The following is a 19183-nucleotide window of genomic DNA, read 5'->3' on the forward strand; positions in this document are numbered from 1 at the left end:
AAAGGCATACTAACCTTTTGGAGAACGCCTTGAGCACAGAAACCTCTGGCAGCACGCAACTCTGGAATGAAGACCTCGCGCCGACCACGGCGGCACAGCGTACCTGGCGCTGGTATCACTTCTCCGCGCTGTGGGTCGGGATGGTGATGTGCATTCCGGCCTACACTTTGTCGGCCAGTCTGATCGAGGGCGGCATGTCGGGTTATCAGGCCGTGCTGACAGTGTTTCTGGCCAACGCCATCGTGCTGCTGCCGATGCTGTTGATCGGCCACGCCGGCACCAAGTACGGCATTCCGTACGCGGTGCTGGCGCGTGCTTCCTTCGGCACTGCCGGTGCACGCTTGCCGGCCCTGATGCGCGCCATCGTCGCCTGTGGGTGGTATGGCATTCAGACCTGGTTTGGCGGTTCGATGATCTACACCTTGCTGGGCGTGATGGCGGGCGGTGATATCGGCGGCGACAAGATTGCGGGCCTGGGCATCAACGGCGGCCAGCTGCTCTGCTTCCTGGCCTTCTGGGCCATCCAGTTCTACTACATCGTGCACGGCATGGATGCGATCCGCAAGCTGGAGACCTACACCGCCCCGCTCAAGATCGTGATCTGCTTCGTGCTGCTGGCGTGGGTGCATAACAAGGCCGGCGGTTTTGGCGACCTGTTGTCGGCGCCATCGCAGTTTGTGGAAGGCGGCAGGAAGGCTGGCCAGTTCTGGTCCGTGTTCTGGCCATCGCTGACGGCCATGGTGGGGTTCTGGGCCACGCTGGCGCTGAATATTCCCGACTTTACCCGTTTCGCCAGGACCCAGCGCGATCAGGTGATCGGCCAGACGGTCGGCTTGCCCGTGCCTATGGGGCTGCTGGCAGCGATGGCGGTGATCGTGACCTCGGCCACGGTGGTCTTGTACGGCAAGGCGATCTGGGATCCGGTCGACCTGTCCAGCCGCATGACCGGGGTGGCGGTGCTGGTGGCGCTGGTGATTCTGCTGATCGATACGGTGTCGGTCAACCTGGCCGCCAATCTGGTCGGCCCGGCCTATGATTTTTCGGCGCTGTCCCCGAAGAAGATCAGCTATAAAACCGGTGGTTATATCACCGCCGCCATCGCCATCTTGATGATGCCGTGGAAGATACTGGAGTCCACGCAGGGCTATATCTTCACCTGGCTGATCGGCTATTCGGCGTTGCTTGGTCCTATCGCTGGCGTGCTGATTGTCGATTACTACCTGGTGCGCAAGACCGAGTTGAATGTCAGTGAACTGTATCGCGAAGACGGTCAATACTCGTATGGTAAGGGTTGGAACATGGCCGCGCTGGTGGCGTTTGTGATCGGCGTGCTGCCGAATATTCCGGGCTTCCTGAATGCCGCTTTCCCAGCCTCCTTCCCAGACGTGTCGGAAACGTTTAAAACGATTTATACCTATGCATGGTTCGTTGGCATCGCCATTTCGGCCGTGGTGTATGGGGTTATGATGAAAGGGAAGACCGTGCCTGCCGTGCGCACGCCGGCTCACCCATAAGGAGACGCTTATGAAAACTATCATCCGTGGCGGCACCGTCGTCAACGCCGACCGCGCCTTCCGGGCCGATGTCCTGTGCGACGGCGACAAGATCATCGCGGTCGGGGAAAACCTGGACGTGCCGGCTGGCGCTAAAGTAATCGACGCCGGCGGCCAGTACGTGATGCCAGGCGGGATCGATCCGCATACGCATATGAACCTGCCGTTCATGGGCACGGTGACGCAGGATGATTTCTACACCGGCACCGCCGCAGGGCTGGCCGGCGGCACCACCACCATCATCGACTTTGTGATTCCCGCGCCGAAGCAGAATCTGATCGAGGCCTATAACCAGTGGCGCGAGTGGGCCAGAAAGGCGGCTGGCGACTACACCTTCCATGTGGCGATTACGTGGTGGGACGAGACCGTGCACCGCGACATGGGCATTTTGGTGAAGGACCACGGCGTCAACAGCTTCAAGCACTTCATGGCGTACAAGAACGCCATCATGGCCGATGATGAAACGCTGGTGAAAAGCTTCCGCCGTTGCCTGGAACTGGGCGCGATGCCGACCGTGCATGCGGAGAATGGCGAGCTGGTTTATCAGCTGCAGCAGGATCTGCTCAAGCGCGGACTGACCGGCCCAAGTTCTCATCCTCTATCGCGTCCGCCGGAAGTGGAAGCGGAAGCGGCCAACCGCGCGATTGCGATTGCCAATGTGCTCAACACGCCGCTGTACATCGTGCACGTCTCATGCGAGGAATCGCTGGAAGCCATCACCCGCGCCCGCGCGCATGGGCAGCGCGTGTATGGCGAAGCGCTGGCGGGCCATCTGATCGTGGACGACAGCGTATATCAGAGCGACGACCTGGAATTCGCCGCCGGCCACGTGATGAGCCCTCCGTTCCGCAGCAAGCATCACCAGAAAGCGCTGTGGCAAGGCCTGCAGGGCGGGAACCTGCACACCACGGCCACCGACCACTGCACCTTCTGCGCCGAACAGAAGGCGGCCGGCAAGGATGATTTCACCAGGATCCCGAATGGCTGCGGCGGCGTGGAAGACCGCATGTCGGTGATATGGGATGCTGGCGTCAACACCGGCATGCTGACGCCTTCGGAGTTCGTCAAGATCACCTCGACCAACACGGCGCAGATCTTCAACATCTATCCGCGCAAGGGCGTGATCGCGCCGGGCGCGGATGCGGACGTGGTGGTGTGGGACCCCGAAGCCACGCGCACCATCTCCGCGCTGACGCAATTCGCCAAGGGCGGCTTCAATGTGTTTGAAGGCCGCACCGTGCGCGGCATCCCCAGCACCACGCTGGCCGCCGGCAACGTCGTGTTCCATCGCGGCGTGCTGATGGCGGTGGAAGGTGCGGGCCGATATATCAATCGTCCGGCGTTCAAGGCAACGTCCGCGCGTTAAGGAGCTTCAGATGAAAATTAATGGTGACCGCCTGTGGGCATCGCTGATGGAACTGGCGAAAATCGGCGCGACGGAGAAGGGCGGCGTCAAGCGCCTGGCGCTGACGGATCTGGATAAGCAAGGGCGCGACCTGGTGGTCAGCTGGGGCAAGGAAGCTGGCATGTCGATCGTCATCGACCAGATCGGCAACGTCTTCATGCGCCGCGACGGCACCAACAACGCGCTGCCGCCGGTGATGACCGGCAGCCATATCGACACCCAGCCGACCGGCGGCAAATTCGATGGCAATTACGGCGTGCTGGCCGGCCTGGAAGTGGTGCGCACGCTGAATGATCTCAACATCAAGACCGAGGCGCCGATCGAAGTCGCTTTCTGGACCAACGAGGAAGGCTCGCGCTTCGTGCCGGTGATGATGGGCTCCGGCGTGTTCTGCGGCGCGTTCTCGCTGGAGACAGCTTACGCGGCGCGCGATGTCGAAGGCAAGTCGGTCGGTGAAGAACTGGAACGCATCGGCTACAAAGGCACGCAAGTCCCCGGCGACCACCCGATCGGCGCTTATTTTGAAACGCATATTGAACAGGGCCCGGTGCTGGAGGATGCCGACAAGGTGATCGGCGTGGTGCCGGCCGTGATGGGTCTTTCGTGGTACGACTGCGTGGTCACTGGTATGGAGGCCCACGCCGGACCGACGCCGATGCATCTGCGGAAAGATGCGCTGCAAGTCTCCACCCGCATCATGCAGGAAGTGGTGGCCATCGCCAACCGCTATCCGCCTTATGGCCGCGGCACGGTCGGCATGGTGCAGGTGTTCCCCAACAGCCGCAACGTGATTCCTGGCGAAGTCAAATTCAGCATCGACCTGCGGAATGTGAATGATGAGCTGCTGAACACCATGCACGAGGAGATGTTGGCCTTCATCGACAAAACCCGCAGCGAAACCGGCTTGAAGATCGCGATCGAGCGGGTGTCCTACTACCCGCCATGCCCGTTCCATCCGGAGTGCGTGGACGCGGTGCGCAGCGCTACCGCCAAGCTGGGATATTCGACCATGGACGTGGTGTCCGGCGCAGGGCATGACGCCATCTATGCCGCCCGCCTGGCGCCGGCCGGCATGATTTTCGTGCCCTGCAAGGACGGCATCAGCCACAATGAAATCGAGGACGCCAAGGCAGAGCATCTGGAAGCCGGCTGCAATGTGCTGCTGCACGCCATGCTGGAACGCGCCCGCGTGGTGTAAGCGCATAGTTTGACCGCAGCGCGGGCGCGGCGCATACTGGTTGCTCCAGATCAGATAGCCGGCCAGTTGCCGGCTGCTTTCATCATGCAAGCACCAGCTCATTCGCAGGTTCAGGCCCTTCAGGCGGCGGCGTTGACCGCCACACTGGAGAGCATATCGGACGCGGTCCTGATGCTCGGGCATGCATGGGAAATCCGCTATATGAACGGCAACGCCGAGCGGCTGACCAAGGTGCAGCGTGACGATGTATTAGGCCGCAACCTGTGGGAGGTTTTTCCCGAGGCGGTAGGCGGACCGTATTACCACGCCTACCACAAGGCGGTGGACACCAACACGCCGGTAACGTTTGAGGAGCACTACGCTCCGCTGGATCTCTGGACTGAGATCCGCGCTTATCCTTCCGAAGAAGGGCTGACGATTTATTTTCGCGACATCAGTGAGCGCAAGGCGACGGAAGCCCTGAATCACCGCATGGCCTTCTACGACAAGCTGACCGGGCTGCCGAATCGTCAGTTGCTGCTGGATCGGCTGTCGCATGCTTTGGCGCTCAGCCAGCGCAGTGGCCGCGCCGGCGCGATATTGTTTATCGACCTGGATCACTTCAAGAGCATCAATGACACGCGTGGCCACGACAAGGGTGATCTGCTGCTGCAGCAGGTTGCGGACCGGTTGAACGACGCGGTCCGTAGCTGCGATACGGTGGCGCGCTTTGGTGGTGATGAATTTGTGGTGCTGCTGGAGGAGGTCGGAAGCGATGCCGCAGCCGGGGCACGCGAGATTGTCTCCAAATTACTGCACGCATTTCACGCGCCGTTCACTGTCGACGGCATGGAGCATTACACTACGCCGAGCATCGGTGTGGCCTTGTTTGGCCGGGAGAAGGCCGGCACAGACGATATCTTGAAGCGTGCCGACCTGGCCATGTACCAGGCCAAGGCGGCCGGCCGCAATGGCGTCGCGTTCTTCGATCCGGCAATGGAGGCGAAGGTGTCGGCACGGGCGACGCTGGAGACGGACTTGCGCCGGGCCCTGAGCAATCAGGAGTTCGAATTGCACTACCAGCCGTTGGCCAGCGTCGAAGGCAAGCTGTCCGGTGTGGAGGCGCTGGTGCGCTGGCACCATCCTCAGCGCGGCTTGGTGCCGCCGGCGGAATTCATCCAGGTGGCCGAGGAAACCAATATGATCCTGCGGCTGGGCGCGTGGGTGCTGGCTGAAGCTTGCGCCATGCTCGCGCGTTGGGCGAGCGACGAACGCACTGCGGCGCTGGACATGTCGGTGAATGTCAGCATGGCGCAGTTTCACCGGCCGGATTTTGTCGAGCAGGTGCTGGCGGTGTTGCAGCAGACCGGCGCGCGGCCGGAACGTCTGCGGCTGGAGCTGACCGAGAGCTTGCTGCTGAATGATCTGGAAGGGACAATACAGAAGATGCAGCGCCTGCGCACGGTGGGCGTGCGCTTTGCGGTGGACGATTTCGGCACCGGCTATTCCTCGCTGTCCTATCTGCACCGGTTGCCGCTGTCGCAGTTGAAGATAGACCGCTCGTTCATCTGGGACGCGCTGAAAGAAGGGCATGGCGCCGCCATCGTGCGCATGATCGTCGCACTCGGCAAGACGATGGGCATGTCGGTGCTGGCCGAAGGCGTGGAGACGCCTGAACAACTGGCATTTGTCATGGCCGAAGGCTGCCATTATTATCAGGGCTATTTGTACAGCAGGCCGCTGCCGGAAGCGCAGTTGGCTAAATTTCTGCAACGATGACTATCGATCCCCAGCAACGCTATCTTGACGCGAACCACCGCTTGGCTGCCGGCGACCTTGCCGGGGCCGAAGCTTGTTATCTGGAGACGCTGGCGGCGCAGCCCTGGCACGCGGCGGCGCGGGCCAATCTTGGGTATCTGAAGGAGCAGCAGGGAGCTGTCGCGGAGGCCGAGTTCCACTATCGGCAGGCGATCGCGCTGATGCCAGATCACGCGCAGCTGCAGCAGAATCTGGGCGCGCTGCTGCTAAAGGAAAAACGTTTCGCGGAATCGGAAGCGGCGATGCGGACGGCGGTGCAGCTGGCGCCGGACGAACCATCGGCCTGGAGCCAGCTTGGCGTGCTGCTGGTGTGTACACACCGTGAAGATGAAGGCGAGGCTTGCTATCGGCACGCGCTGGCGCTGCAGCCGGAACATGCGCGGGCGCAGTTCAATCTCAGTTATCTGCTGCTGCGGCAGGCGCGTTTTAAAGAGGGCTGGCGCATGCTGGAAGCGCGCTGGCAGTTCGACCGCTTCCCGCTGGCTTTCGACTGTGCGTTCTGGGAAGGCGAGCCGCTGGCCGGCAAGTCGATTGTGATCGGGCTGGAGGCCGGCCACGGTGACATGATTCATTTTTGCCGCTATGCGCCGCTGCTCAAGGCGCACGGCGCGGCGAGGGTGGATGTGGTGTGTCATCCGGCCTTGCAACGCCTGTTTGGCACGCTGCAGGGCGTGGACCGTGTGCATGCGCTGGGCGATGCGCTGCCCGGTGGCTGGGATTACTGGACGCGCCCCATGCGCCTGCCCGGATTGTTTGGCATTACGCCGTTGAGCATTCCCGCGGAAGTGCCGTATTTGAACGCGCAGCCGGAAGCAGCCGCACATTGGCGCAACCTGCTGCCTCAGGATGGCCTGCGCGTTGGCCTGGTCTGGCGCGGCAACGCCAACTTTGAGAATGATGCGGATCGCTCGCTGCCGTCGTTGATGGCGCTCGCGCCGCTGGCCGAGGCGCCAGTGCATTTCGTCAGCCTGCAAAAGGGAGCGGGCGAGGAGGAGGCGCTATTGCCGCCGACAGGGATGGAGTTGCATCCCATCGGGCCGCGGCTTGCCGACTTTGCGGACACCGCCGCCGTCATCGCCAATCTCGATCTGGTGATCAGCGTGGACACGGCGGTGGCGCACCTGACAGGCGCGATGGGCAAGCCTTGCTGGCTGCTGCTGCCGGACTATCGCTGCGACTGGCGCTGGATGAAAGATCGCGACGACACACCCTGGTATCCGACCATGCGCCTGTTCCGGCAACCGCGCGATGGAGGGTGGGCACCGGTCATCGCGCAGGTGGAGGCCGCGCTGCTTAGCTTCGGAAGTAGTGCAGGGCCAGATCTTCGATCAGCTTCAGGCCCGTAGGTTGCCAGTTCAGCGCCTGCCGCGTTTGCGTGCTGGAGGCAGGGCAGTCGGCAGCGAAGAAGCGCCCCAGGAAGCCAAAGTGTTCGGGTGCTTCCGCAGCCGATATGCTGACCACTGGCAGATTCAGTTCCTTACCGATCGTTGCCGCGATCTCGCGCGTGGCGACACCTTGCTCTGCGATGGCGTGATACCGCTGGCCCGCCATTCCGTGTTCCAGCACCAGCCGGTACAGACGCGCCGCGTCGAAGCGATGCACAGCCGGCCAGCGGTTTTCGCCGTCGCCGATATAGGCTGATACGCCCCTGGCGCGGGCGATGTCGACCAGACGCGGTGCAAAGCCGTAATCGCCATCGCCGTGCACGGAAGGCGGCAGGCGGACCAGCGACGAACGCACGCCGCGCGCTGCCAGCGCCAGCGTCAGTTCTTCCGACGCTGTGCGGTGCTGGGCCGGGCCGCCGCGATCGGGACCGTCATCCTCCGAGCCGACCGTGCCGTGCTTGAGCAGCGCGCTGCCCGATGTGGTGATCAGCGGCTTGCCGGTGCCTGCCAGCGCATCGCCCATGGCGGCAATGGCGGCACGGTCGGTTTCGCCGGCGGCGTTGAAGTCCTTGAAATCGTGGATAAAGGCAGTGTGGATCACGCCATCGCAAGCGCGTGCACCTGCTGCCATGCTGTCCGTGTCCGACAACTCGCCGCGATGTACGGCGATGCCGCGCCGTGCCAGCAGCTCGGCGCCCTCCGCGCTGCGCGCCAGTCCCAGCACCTCATGGCCGGCAGCGAGCAATTCGGTGATGATGGCCGAACCTACCCAGCCGGTTGCGCCTGTAACGAATACTTTCATGTCCATCTCCTTGTTCAAGATGGGAGCATGATAATAGCGCGCGGCCGGACGATCCATGCTGTAGAATCCGTATTTTCTTTGCGATCGTCCGAAATATTATGGACCCTTTATCAGATGTACTGTCCCTGCTCAAGCCGCGCAGTTATGTCGCCGGCGGCTTTGACGTGGGCGGCGAATGGGCGCTGCAGTTCCACCAGCACCAGGGCATCAAGTGCTATGCCATCGTCTCCGGCCAGTGCTGGCTGGCGGTGGATGGCGTGGCGGAACCGGTACAGCTGAAGACCGGCGACTGCTTCCTGCTGCCGCGCGGCCGTCCATTCCGCCTTGCCAGCGATCTGGCCCTGCCGAGCGTGAACGCGCTTGAGGTGCTGCGGCAGCGGCGCCTTGGCGGCATTGGCGTCATCAATGACGGTGGCAACTGCATGCTGGTCGGCGGCCACTTTGTTTTCAGCGGCAAGCATACCGGAATACTGCTGGAAGCCTTGCCGCCGATCGCTCACGTGCACAAGGAGTCGGATCGCGAAACCTTGCGCTGGTCCCTGCAGCGCCTGGCGGCGGAGCTGCGCGAGCAGCGGCCCGGCCACGCCCTGATCGCCCAGCACCTGGCGCATATGATGCTGGTACAGGCGCTGCGGCTGGTGCTGGCTGAGGAGGAGGGCAGCGGGGTAGGCTGGTTGTATGCACTGGCCGATCCGCAGATCGGCGGCGCCATCGGCGCGCTGCATGCTGATCCCGCGCAGCGCTGGACACTGGAGACGCTGGCGCAGCACGTGGGTATGTCGCGCTCCACGCTGGCGTTGAAGTTCAAGCAAACCGTGGGCACATCGCCAATGGAGTACCTGACGCGCTGGCGCATGCTGCTGGCGGGCGACCGGCTGGTGCATTCCAGCCAGCCGGTGTCGGTGATCTCGCAACAACTGGGCTATGAGTCGGACAGTGCCTTCAGCACGGCGTTCAAGCGCGTGATGGGCTGCTCGCCGCGTCAGTACGTGCGGGATCAGGCTTTATAACGGCGCAGGAAGTCCAGCAAGACGCGGGCGGCGATGTCGGCATCGTCGGCCGTCATGGTCTCCAGCGGATTGTGGCTGATGCCGCCGTTGCCGCAGCGCGTGAACAGCATGGCGACGTCGGTGATGGCTGCCATCGCCATCGCGTCATGTCCTGCGCCGGAAAGCAGGTCGAAGCGCGGCAGGCCGGCGCGTTCAATGGCGTCGCCAAACTGCTGCATCAGCCGCGGCGCGCATGGCGCCGCGCTGGCGTCGACGATTTTTTGTACGCTGTACTCAACCTGGCGGCGCGCGCAGATGGCGGCCACGCCGTCCAATACGTCCTTCACCGCAGCCAGACGCACCGCATCATCGGCGGCGCGGATGTCCAGCGACAGTTTGCATGCGCCCGGAATCACGTTGACCGAGCCGCCCGGCACCTGCAGCTGGCCGACCGTGCCGACCAGTGACGGCGCCTGCGCGCAGCGCTGCTCTACCAGCAGCACGATTTCCGCTGCTGCGGCGGCAGCATCTTTGCGCATGGTCATCGGCGTGGTGCCGGCGTGGCTGGCCAGGCCGGTGAGGTCTACCAGATAGCGCGAGCTGCCTGCAATCGCAGTCACCACGCCCAGCGCCAGATCGCGCTCCAGCAGCACCGGTCCTTGTTCGATATGGACTTCCACAAAGCCCAGCAGGTCGGCCGGATTGCGCGCAATCGCCGGGATGCGTGACACATCATGACCGGCGGCCAGCAGTGCTTCACGCATGCTGATGCCGTCGGCGTCGGTTTGGTCCAGCAGCGACAGGTTGAAGCGGCCCGTGACAGCGGTGCTGCCGAGGAAGGTGCTCTTGAAGCGCACACCTTCTTCTTCCGCAAAGCCGACGATCTCGAAATGGAACGGCAGCTTCTCGCCGCGCTGATGCAGGTGGCGCACCAGCGCGATTGGCAGCAGGATGCCGAGGCGGCCATCGTATTTGCCGCCATTGCGCACCGTATCGTAGTGCGAGCCGGTCATCAGCGTTCTCGCACCCGGCGCGTCCGAGCGGTAGACGCCGACCACATTGCCGACCGCATCGATGTGCGCGTCCATGCCGGCGGCGCGCATCCATTCCAACAGCTGTGCCGCGGTCTGGCGGTGAGCTGGCGTCATGTAGGCGCAGGTGAGGCCATCGGCATCATCACTCCATGCGGCCAGTTCCTCGCTCCATTGCATGATGGTGGGGCCGAATTCCAATTGCACCGACAGCAGGTCGTTCAGACGGATCTCCGCAATGCGCTTGATCTGGCGGAGGCATTCCGCGATTTCATCGGTACGTTGATTCTTCAGACGCCGGGTGAAGGTGGCGATGATGCTCTGGCGCGTCAGCCCTTGGCCGGTCGGGCCTTTGACGGCAAGGATGAAGGGGAAGCCGAATTTGGCGTTGTAGTCGGCATTCAGCTGGTGCAGCGTGGCGAATTCCTCCGCACTGCACAGGTGCAGGCCGGATTTGGCTTGCTCACTGGTCGACTCGGCGGTGAGCTGGCCGGCAATGGCGGCTTTGCCGGCCAGTTCAGGGTGGGCGCGGATCAGGCCCAGTTGCTCATCCAGCGTGGCCGCGCTGACCACGGATTGCAGGGCCAGTTTCAGCGCAGTCTCGTTGGCGAAAGGACGCAGCGTGGCAGCGCGTTGCGGTATCCATGGCGAATGCTCGTAGATGCCGCGCAGGCGGTCGATGAAGGTGGCGGTATCGCAGCTATTGAGGTCGGAGAGTGTGGTCATCATGGCTTCCATCATAACGTGCCGCCGCCGCCGCGATATATGCGGTATGGCCTAAGCTTTATAAGACTGCGCCTATTTCTGCGACAGTGCTTTGGCGGCGGCAGCGACCTGCTCGCGCAGCCACTTGTGTTCCGGCGCCTGATGCACGCGTTCGTGCCACAGCTGATAGAAGCGCATCGGCGGGAACTTCACCGGCACATTGTAGGTTTTCAGCGGCATCTGCTTTTCGTAGTGGCGCACGAACTGGCTGCCGGTGGTCAGCACCAGATCGGTCTGGGCCAGCATATTGGGAATCAGGCCGAAGTAGGCCGATTCCACCATCACATTGCGTTGCAGGCCCTGGCGCTCCAGATAATCGTCGATCACGCCGTGGTAGCCGGGCAGGATCTGGGTCGGCGCCACGTGCGGCAGGGTGAGGTAATCGTCCATGGTCATCTTGTCGCTGGCGGTACGTAGCGCATACGGGCAATCGGCGCGCATCACGCAGATGATGGGGTCCTCGAACAGCTTGGACATGTGCAGATGCTCGGGCGGCTCGTCCCAGTTGGCGATGACCAGGTCCATGTCGCCATCCGACAGCAGCCGCACGTAGTCTACGCCCGGCCCCAGGCCGTGGATCTTCACACGGCTGTTGGGCGAGCCGCGCCGCAGCAGCGCCACGAGATTGGGCAGGAACTGGCTGTCCAGATAATCCGGCGCGGCCACATGAAAAGTGCGCGCCTCTTCCTGTGGCACGAAAGGTGCCTTCTTCAGGAACAGGTTCTCGGTTTCGTCCAGGATGCGCTTTGCTGGTGCAAGCAGGCTTTCACCGTGCTGGGTCGGCACCATGCCGCGTGCGCCGCGCACCAAAAGAGGATCGCCGGTCAGCTCGCGCAGCTTGCGCAGCGAGGCCGAAATCGAGGGCTGCGGTTGATTCAGCTTGAGGGCGACGCGGGAGACGTTTTTCTCGACCAGCAGCAGGTAGAGAATACGAATCAGGTGAAGGTCCAGGTGTTGCGGCAAGGCGGACATGAGAGCTATTGTTTTATACGGAATTGAATATGTCTAATATACTCCAATGTTCATGTAGCAGGAATCAAATCCGTTTATCTTCTGTAAATTAGCCACATCTTTGACCTAGCAAATTACATGGAATACCTGATCCCGTACGGCCTTGAATGGGCAAACCTCCTCGTGCGCTGGCTGCACATCATCACCGGCATCGCCTGGATCGGCGCGTCGTTCTATTTTGTGTGGCTGGATAATTCCATCCGTCCGCCGGCGCCGGGATCGGAGCTGGCGAAGAAGGGCGTATCGGGCGAGTTGTGGGCGGTGCATGGCGGCGGTTTCTACAATCCGCAAAAGTATCTGGTGGCGCCGGCAGAGCTGCCGAAGGAACTGCACTGGTTTAAGTGGGAGGCTTATTCCACCTGGCTGTCCGGCATCGCGCTGCTGACCATCGCTTACTACTTTAATGCACAAGCGATGATGATCGATAAATCGGTGGCCGATCTCACCAGCCTGCAGGCGGTGGGTATCGGCGTCGGCACGCTGGTCGTCGGCTGGACCGTCTATGACCTGCTGTGCCGCTCCCCGCTGGGCAAGCATGATGCCGCGTTTGGCGTCGTGATCTTTGCGCTGATTACCGCTGCGGCGTATGGCCTCACCCATGTCCTGAGCGGGCGCGCAGCCTATATCCACGTTGGCGCCTTGATCGGCACCATCATGGTCGGCAATGTGCTGATGCTGATTATTCCGGGCCAGCGCAAGATGGTGGAAGCCATGTCGGCCGGCCGCATGCCGGACCCCGTGCATGGCCAGAAGGCCAAGCAGCGCAGCGTCCACAATAATTATTTCACGCTGCCGGTGTTGTTCATCATGATCAGCAACCATTACGCGATGACTTACCGGAACGAGCACGCGTGGCTGGTACTGGCCTTCATCATGGCGGCTGGCGTGTTCATTCGCCACTTCTTCAACCTGCGTCACAAGGGCCGCGTGGAATGGCGTTATCCGGCCATCGGCGTGGCGCTGCTGGCCGCCGTGGCGGTAGCGATTGCGCCGTCCAGGCCGGTGGCGACGGCGCCCGCAGCCGATCCGGCAGCGGCTTTCGCCAAGGTGAAAGCGGTGATCGATACGCGCTGCCTGTCCTGCCATTCCGCACACCCGACGCAGCCCGGCTTTGCCGCTGCGCCGCTGGGCGTGGCGTTTGATACGGCCGCGGAAGTCCACCAGAACGCAGAAAAAATCTACAAGCAGGTCGTGCAGACCAAGGCCATGCCGCTGGCTAACCTGACCCATATGACTGACGCCGAGCGCGCGCAGATCGCCGCGTGGTACGAATCCGGCCCGAAATGAAGGAACAAAAATGAGCACAGTAAAAATACAACTGGCCCAATGGATCGACGATCACTTTGATGAAGAAGTCGGCGTGCTGCAACAGCTGCTGCGCGTGCCGACCGACACACCGCCGGGGAACAATGCGCCGCATGCGGACGTGGTGGCCGATCTGGTGCAAGCCTATGGCTGGACGGCCGAGAAGCACGCGGTGCCGGAGCAGACGGTGCGCGAATACGGTATGGAGAGCCTCACCAACCTGATCGTGCGCCGCCCTTACGCGGCGGGCGGTCCGACCGTGGCGCTGAACGCCCACGGCGACGTGGTGCCACCGGGCGACAACTGGACCTATCCGCCCTATGGCGGCGTGGTCGACAACGGCTTTATCTATGGCCGCGCGGCGGCGGTATCCAAATGCGACTTTGCCACCTACATCTTCGCGGTGCGCGCGCTGGAGGCGCTGGGCGTGCCGCTCAAGGGCGGACTGGAACTGCACTTCACCTACGATGAGGAATTTGGCGGCTTGCTCGGGCCGGGCTGGCTGCTGGAGCAAAAGCTGACCAGGCCGGATTACGTGATCGCGGCAGGCTTCAGCTACAACATCGTCACCGCGCACAACGCCTGCCTGCAGCTGGAGATTACAGTGCACGGCAAGTCCGGCCACGGCGCCATGCCGGAGACCGGCCACGATGCCTTGCAGGCCGCCACGCGCATCCTGAATGCGATCTACGGCCAGCTGCCGGAACTAAAAAAAATCAAATCGAAAATCGCCGGTATCGACTCTCCGACCATGCTGGTGGGCCGCATTGACGGCGGCACGAACACCAACGTGGTGCCGGGCAAAGTGGTGCTGAAGATGGACCGCCGCATGATTCCGGAAGAAGACCCGGTGGAAGTGGAAGCGCAGGTGCGCGCGCTGATCGAAAACGCGGTGCAGGGCGTGCCCGGGATTACGCTGGAAATCAAGCGGCTGCTGCTGTCGCACGCCTTGCGCGAACGTCCGGGCACGGAAAAGCTGGTGGCGAGCATCCAGCAAAATGCGCAAACCTTCATCGGTGAAAAGATCCCGGCACAAGGCACGCCGCTGTATGCGGACGCGCGCCTGTACGGTGAACACGGCATTCCTGCGGTGCTGTACGGCGCCGGTCCGCGCACCGTGCCCGAGTCCAACGCCAAAAAGGCCGATGAGCGGCTTAATCTGGAAGATCTGCGCAAGGCGACTAAGGTGGTAGCATGCACCTTATTCGACTTCCTTGGAGCGTGAGATGTTCTCAAAAAAGCTGATGGCCGGCTGGGGCGATATGGACTTCAACAGCCACATGCGCAATACCGCCTTCCTCGATAAAGCTGGCGACGTGCGCATGCTGTTCCTGTCCGAACATGGCTTCCCCATGAGTGAGTTCATGCGCCTGAATATAGGCCCGGTGGTAATGAAGGACGAAATCGGCTACGTCAAGGAAGTGCTGCTGCTCGAAGAAATCACCGTCACGCTGTCGCTGGCCGGGCTGGCGGAAGACGGCAGCCGCTGGATACTGCGCTCCGACATCATCCGTCCGGACGGCAAGCTGGCCGCGCGCGTGAACAGTACCGGCGGCTGGCTGGACCTGGCCGCGCGCAGGCTGATCGCGCCGCCGCCAGCTTTGATGGCCACCTGGCAGATACTGGAAAAGACCGACGACTTCCAGCAGCTGCCGTCCAGCGTCAAGGCGAAGTAAGGTACTTCTTATTCAGCCGGGCCTTCAGGCCCTGCGCGTTCAGGCGTCTGACCGCTTCGCGGATGGCCGGTCCCAGGACCGCGTAATCCTTGCCAAGGTAGATGTGCAGGTTGAGTTCATCCAGCGCATGACCAAGGCGGCCTTGCGACAGCAGCGCCCTGGATTCGACGCTCAGGGCGCCATCATCGAAAAGACAGGCCTGGTCGCGTTCATTCAGCACCATTTGCAAGCACGCTGAAACGGTTTGCACATCATGCGGCTGCACGTGCGGCTGTAGCGCCTCCAGCCTTTTCTGATAGTAGTAAACCCCGCGCTGGTAGCTGATTGTGCGTACCTTGGCCGGGACTTCGCTCCAGTGATTGATCTGCGGCCGGTTGGCGCGCGTGAACATGTAGGTGCGCAGGGTGATAAACGGCTCTTCCACCCGCTGGTATTCCGGATGTTTTTCCAGATACTCGCGTACCCGTCCCAGTTCGCCGGCGATGCTGCCGTCAGCCAGCATGGCGGCGCCGCGCCGTCCGGGCAGACTTTGCAACTGGCAGCGCTGGCGAATCTCGGCGCACAGTTGGTGCAGGTACTCCGCGCTGTAGGCGTACGCAAAGGAGTTGCGTTCGTGGGTGGTGCCGAAGATCAGCGTATCCGGTCCTTGCGCCTGAGCGGGGAGGGCGAATGCAAGGGCTAACAACGCTGTCCGCCGCAGGGGCATGGGGCTGTCTCCGGGTTAAAGTCGTGCTCTATGATAGCCGATCCGGCTTTGCCGTATTATATGGCTCATTCCTGATACAACGGTCAGCCTGTGCATCGATACGATTTAATCAGTTGCCACGATTGCGGCGTGCTGCACCAGCGCCGCCCGCTGCGTCCGCGCGAGAAGGCGCGCTGCGTGCGTTGCCGCTCGGTTTTGTATCGCGGCATTCATTCCGACGCCAACCGCATGGCCGCCATCACGCTGGGCGCGGTGTTCACCTTCCTGATTGCGCAGTTCTTCCCTATCGTCGAGCTGGAGGTGGGCGGTTACAGCACCAGCGCGACCCTGCTGGGCGCCATCCGCGTGCTGTGGATGGAGCAGATGCAGCTGGTGGCGGCGATTGTGTTCGTGTTCACGATTCTGCTGCCGGCGGTGGAACTCGGCTCGCTGTTGTATGTGACCTTGTCGCTGCGCAGCGGCCGGCGACCGCCCGGTTTTGATCATTTGCTGCGCGCGGTCGGGCTGGCGCGGCGCTGGGGCATGACCGAGGTGCTGATGATTGGCATCCTGATCACGATCGTGAAGATGACCAGCCTGGCGCAGGTGGTGGTGCAACCCGGCCTGTTCGCCTTCGGCGCCCTGACGCTGATGCTGGCGGTGGTAGTGTCTTTTGATCCCAGGATTTTGTGGAATATCGGTGAGCATATGCCGGGACCGCGCCGCGCGGCACAGAAGACCTTCCATTACGCGGCGCTGAGCAAAGGCGCGCCGCTGCTGGCCTGCCATAGCTGCGGGCTGGTGGAATCGCTCAAGTACACGGTGCGGCATCAGTATTGCGCCCGCTGCGGTGCGCGCCTGCACCGCCGTCATCCCGATAGCGTGGGGCGCACCTGGGCGTTTCTGCTGGCGGCAGCGATTCTTTATATCCCGGCCAACCTGCTGCCGGTGATGTACACGCATTCCCTGTTCGGTAAGGAGGACGACACCATCATCAGCGGCGTGGTCTACTTCTGGACCAGTGGTTCACCGGCGCTGGCGGCGATTATTTTCATCGCCAGCATTGTGGTCCCGGTGCTGAAGCTGGCGGCGCTGGCCCTGCTGGCATGGACGGCGCAGCGGCGCTCGCGCTGGCGGCCGATGCAGCGCACGGTGTTGTATCGCATCGTGGAGTTTGTCGGCCGCTGGTCGATGCTCGATATTTTTGTCATTACGCTGACGGTGGCGCTGGTGCGCTTCCAGTCGCTGGCGGTGATTACGGCCGGTCCCGGCGCGCTGGCGTTTTGCGCGGTGGTGGTGTTGACCATGATCGCGTCTATGCAATTCGATCCGCGCCTGATCTGGGATCCCATTGATACACATGGAGAGAAGCATGTCTGAAAACGAAAGCGGTCCGCCGCTGCCGGAACCGAATGTGGAAAAGGCCAGCCGCTGGCTGCCCTCGCTGGTGTGGCTGATTCCTCTTCTGGCGGCGGTGATCGGTCTGACGCTGGTGGTCAAGTCGGTGCTGGATCAGGGGCCGACAGTGATTGTCAGCTTCCGCAGCGCGGACGGGCTGGAGCCGGGCAAGACCAAAGTCAAATACAAGGACGTGGATATTGGCCTGGTGCGGTCTATTTCGCTGGCCAGGGATTTGTCGCGCGTGCTGGTCACCATCGACATGAGCAAGGAAGCAAGGCGCTTTACGGCGGCCGACACGCGGTTCTGGGTGGTGAAGCCGCGCATCGGCGCCAGTGGCGTGTCGGGCTTGAACACGCTGTTGTCCGGTTCTTATATTGGCGTGGATGCGGGCAAGTCGGAGGAAACCAAGACCGATTTCACGGGCCTGGAAAAGCCGCCGCAGGTGGCGCGCGACGAGAAGGGGACGATTTATACACTGCATGGCGATACGCTGGGTTCCATTGATGTCGGCTCGCCGATTTTCTATCGCCGTATTCAGGTGGGGCAGGTAACGGGATTCGATCTGGAGGAGAAGGGGCGTGGCGTGCAGATATCGGTGTTCGTCAGCGCGCCCTACGATCAGTATGTGGGTAAGAATACGCGCTGGTGGCATGCCAGCGGTGTGGACGTGCGGCTGGATTCCAGTGGTTTCAAGGTGAATACGCAGTCGCTGGCAGCCTTGCTGGTGGGCGGCATTGCGTTTGAGTCGGTCAGCGGGCAGAAGCCCTCCACGGTGTCGCCGGCTGGCGCCGAGTTTGATCTGGCGGCGGATCAGGCCAGCGCGATGCGCGAGCCGGATGGCGTGCCGATTACGACCGTGCTGTATTTCGATCAGTCCTTGCGCGGCCTGTCGGCAGGCGCGCCGGTGGACTTCCGCGGCATTGTGATGGGCGAGGTGCGCTCGGTTGGCGTGGAGTTTGATCCGGTGAAGAAGAGTTTCCGCATGCCGGTGACGGTGGATATGTATCCGGCACGACTGGGCCGCAGTTTCGCGCAGACCATCGCCAATGATCAGGAACGCAATGCCGGACCGCAGTTGCTGGAACGACTGGTGGCGCGCGGCTTGCGCGGTCAGCTGCGGACCGGGAATCTGTTGACTGGCCAGTTGTATGTGGCGCTGGATTTCTTCCCGAATGCGGCACCGGCCAAGGTGGATTTTTCGGCCGAGGTGCCGGAGGTGCCGACCGTGCCTAACAGCCTGGATGAATTGCAGACGCAGATTTCCAGCATCGCACGCAAGCTGGATAAGGTGCCGTTTGAGGAAATCGGCAAAAATCTGCGCGACACCTTGAAGAGCGTGGATGTGCTGATGAAGCAGCTGGATGCGCAGGTGGTGCCGGAGATGAAGGGCACGCTGGCGGCCGCGCGCAAGACCTTCAATGAGGCGGATCAGCTGTTGCAGAAGGACTCGCCGGTACAGTCGGATTTGCGCGAAGCTTTGCAGCAGCTGACGCAGACTTTGCAGTCCTTGAATGCCTTGTCGGATTATCTTGAACGGCATCCGGAATCGCTGATACGTGGTAAGCAGGAGAAAAAAGGAGAGCAGAAATGATGCGTGCGTTCGGCGTGGCGGCGATGGTGTTGGCGGCAGGTTGCGCGAGCGCGCCGCCGGAGCGGTTTTATAGCCTGAGCAGCGGCATGGGTTTGCCGTCGGCATCGGCGCCGCAGGCATCCTATTACATCGAGCTGCCGGCGGTGACGGTGCCGCAGCAGGTGGCGCGCAATCAGCTGGTGGTGACGACTGGCGCTGGCCGGGTGGATTTGCTGGAACAGGAGCGCTGGGTATCGCCGCCAGCGGCGGAGATCGGGCAGGCTTTGTCGCTGGCGATTTCCGGTGAACTGGGCACAATCGATGTGTTCCGCACGCCGACGCCGGACAAGGCGCCGGTGTATCGCATCAGCACCAATGTGCAGCGGTTTGAATCGGCGCCAGGGCAGTATGCCTTGATCGATGCGGTGTGGAGCGTGCGGCTGGTCGGCAGTACGCAGGTGCTGACTTGCCGCAGTGTGGCGCAGGAGACGGTGACGGCTGGATATGACGAGTTGGTTGCTGGCCACCGGCGCGCCGTGGCACGCATCGGTGCGGATATCTCCAAGGCCGTGCGCGGATTGGCGGCCGGTGCGAAGCCGCAGTGCTGATG

Annotated in this window: 16 protein-coding genes; 12 read left to right on the forward strand and 4 right to left on the reverse strand. The window is 62.4% G+C overall.

Going from position 1 to position 19183, the window contains the following annotated elements; genetic code table 11:
- The first annotated feature begins 29 nt into the window (after positions 1-29).
- From ABDW57_RS10810 to ABDW57_RS10830, 5 genes are read left to right on the forward strand one after another with little or no spacing between them, the layout of a single operon-like run.
- A complete protein-coding gene (locus tag ABDW57_RS10810; protein WP_343730205.1) occupies positions 30-1514 on the forward strand; it encodes an NCS1 family nucleobase:cation symporter-1 in 1485 nt (494 codons plus the stop codon).
- A 10-nt stretch (positions 1515-1524) separates the two neighbouring features.
- A complete protein-coding gene (hydA, locus tag ABDW57_RS10815; RefSeq protein ID WP_343730206.1) occupies positions 1525-2919 on the forward strand; it encodes a dihydropyrimidinase in 1395 nt (464 codons plus the stop codon).
- 10 nt (positions 2920-2929) lie between these two features.
- Positions 2930-4156 carry a Zn-dependent hydrolase gene (locus ABDW57_RS10820; RefSeq protein WP_343730207.1) on the forward strand — a complete coding sequence of 409 codons (1227 nt, stop codon included), beginning with the start codon at positions 2930-2932 and terminating at the stop codon, positions 4154-4156.
- A 9-nt stretch (positions 4157-4165) separates the two neighbouring features.
- Positions 4166-5914, forward strand: coding sequence for an EAL domain-containing protein (locus tag ABDW57_RS10825; RefSeq protein ID WP_343730208.1), 1749 nt, complete (start codon positions 4166-4168; stop codon positions 5912-5914).
- On the forward strand, positions 5911-7299 hold the full coding sequence (locus ABDW57_RS10830; RefSeq protein WP_343730209.1) for a tetratricopeptide repeat protein: 1389 nt from the start codon (positions 5911-5913) through the stop codon (positions 7297-7299). The genes ABDW57_RS10825 and ABDW57_RS10830 overlap by 4 nt, the downstream gene beginning before the upstream one ends.
- Here ABDW57_RS10830 and ABDW57_RS10835 read toward each other — a convergent pair.
- Entirely contained in the window at positions 7247-8140 is an 894-nt protein-coding gene (locus tag ABDW57_RS10835; protein ID WP_343730210.1) for an SDR family oxidoreductase, read from the reverse strand. The two genes, ABDW57_RS10830 and ABDW57_RS10835, sit on opposite strands and share 53 nt — an antisense overlap.
- A 98-nt stretch (positions 8141-8238) precedes the next feature.
- Between ABDW57_RS10835 and ABDW57_RS10840 the strand changes: the two genes are divergently transcribed.
- Positions 8239-9150: an AraC family transcriptional regulator gene (locus tag ABDW57_RS10840; RefSeq protein WP_343730211.1), complete on the forward strand. Its 912-nt coding sequence runs from the start codon at positions 8239-8241 to the stop codon at positions 9148-9150.
- On the opposite strand, the gene ABDW57_RS10845 is transcribed toward ABDW57_RS10840, so the two are convergent.
- Both ABDW57_RS10845 and ABDW57_RS10850 read right to left on the reverse strand, forming a co-directional pair.
- A complete protein-coding gene (locus ABDW57_RS10845) occupies positions 9138-10886 on the reverse strand; it encodes an allantoate amidohydrolase (RefSeq protein ID WP_343730336.1) in 1749 nt (582 codons plus the stop codon). The genes ABDW57_RS10840 and ABDW57_RS10845 overlap by 13 nt on opposite strands.
- A gap of 72 nt (positions 10887-10958) precedes the next feature.
- A complete protein-coding gene (locus ABDW57_RS10850; RefSeq protein WP_343730212.1) occupies positions 10959-11897 on the reverse strand; it encodes a LysR substrate-binding domain-containing protein in 939 nt (312 codons plus the stop codon).
- 117 nt (positions 11898-12014) lie between these two features.
- Here ABDW57_RS10850 and ABDW57_RS10855 point away from each other — a divergent pair, with 117 nt between their 5' ends.
- The 3 genes from ABDW57_RS10855 to ABDW57_RS10865 are packed head-to-tail and all read left to right on the forward strand — an operon-like array spanning position 12015 to position 14917.
- On the forward strand, positions 12015-13223 hold the full coding sequence (locus ABDW57_RS10855) for a urate hydroxylase PuuD (protein ID WP_343730213.1): 1209 nt from the start codon (positions 12015-12017) through the stop codon (positions 13221-13223).
- A gap of 10 nt (positions 13224-13233) precedes the next feature.
- On the forward strand, positions 13234-14466 hold the full coding sequence (locus ABDW57_RS10860; RefSeq protein WP_343730214.1) for a M20/M25/M40 family metallo-hydrolase: 1233 nt from the start codon (positions 13234-13236) through the stop codon (positions 14464-14466).
- Between the two features lies 1 nt (position 14467).
- A complete protein-coding gene (locus ABDW57_RS10865) occupies positions 14468-14917 on the forward strand; it encodes a thioesterase family protein (protein WP_343730215.1) in 450 nt (149 codons plus the stop codon).
- On the opposite strand, the gene ABDW57_RS10870 is transcribed toward ABDW57_RS10865, so the two are convergent.
- Positions 14904-15602 carry a hypothetical protein gene (locus tag ABDW57_RS10870; protein WP_343730216.1) on the reverse strand — a complete coding sequence of 233 codons (699 nt, stop codon included), beginning with the start codon at positions 15600-15602 and terminating at the stop codon, positions 14904-14906. The two genes, ABDW57_RS10865 and ABDW57_RS10870, sit on opposite strands and share 14 nt — an antisense overlap.
- Positions 15603-15713: 111 nt before the next feature.
- Here ABDW57_RS10870 and ABDW57_RS10875 point away from each other — a divergent pair, with 111 nt between their 5' ends.
- From ABDW57_RS10875 to ABDW57_RS10885, 3 genes are read left to right on the forward strand one after another with little or no spacing between them, the layout of a single operon-like run.
- Positions 15714-16982, forward strand: a complete 1269-nt coding sequence (locus ABDW57_RS10875; protein ID WP_343730217.1) for a paraquat-inducible protein A — start codon at positions 15714-15716, stop codon at positions 16980-16982.
- A complete protein-coding gene (locus ABDW57_RS10880) occupies positions 16975-18594 on the forward strand; it encodes an MlaD family protein (RefSeq protein WP_343730218.1) in 1620 nt (539 codons plus the stop codon). The genes ABDW57_RS10875 and ABDW57_RS10880 overlap by 8 nt, the downstream gene beginning before the upstream one ends.
- Positions 18591-19181, forward strand: coding sequence for a PqiC family protein (locus tag ABDW57_RS10885; protein ID WP_343730219.1), 591 nt, complete (start codon positions 18591-18593; stop codon positions 19179-19181). Before ABDW57_RS10880 ends, ABDW57_RS10885 begins: the two co-directional genes overlap by 4 nt.
- The last annotated feature ends 2 nt before the right edge of the window (positions 19182-19183 follow it).

Origin of the sequence: Duganella sp. (assembly GCF_039595735.1) — a bacterium.
Classification (GTDB): domain Bacteria; phylum Pseudomonadota; class Gammaproteobacteria; order Burkholderiales; family Burkholderiaceae_D; genus Rugamonas.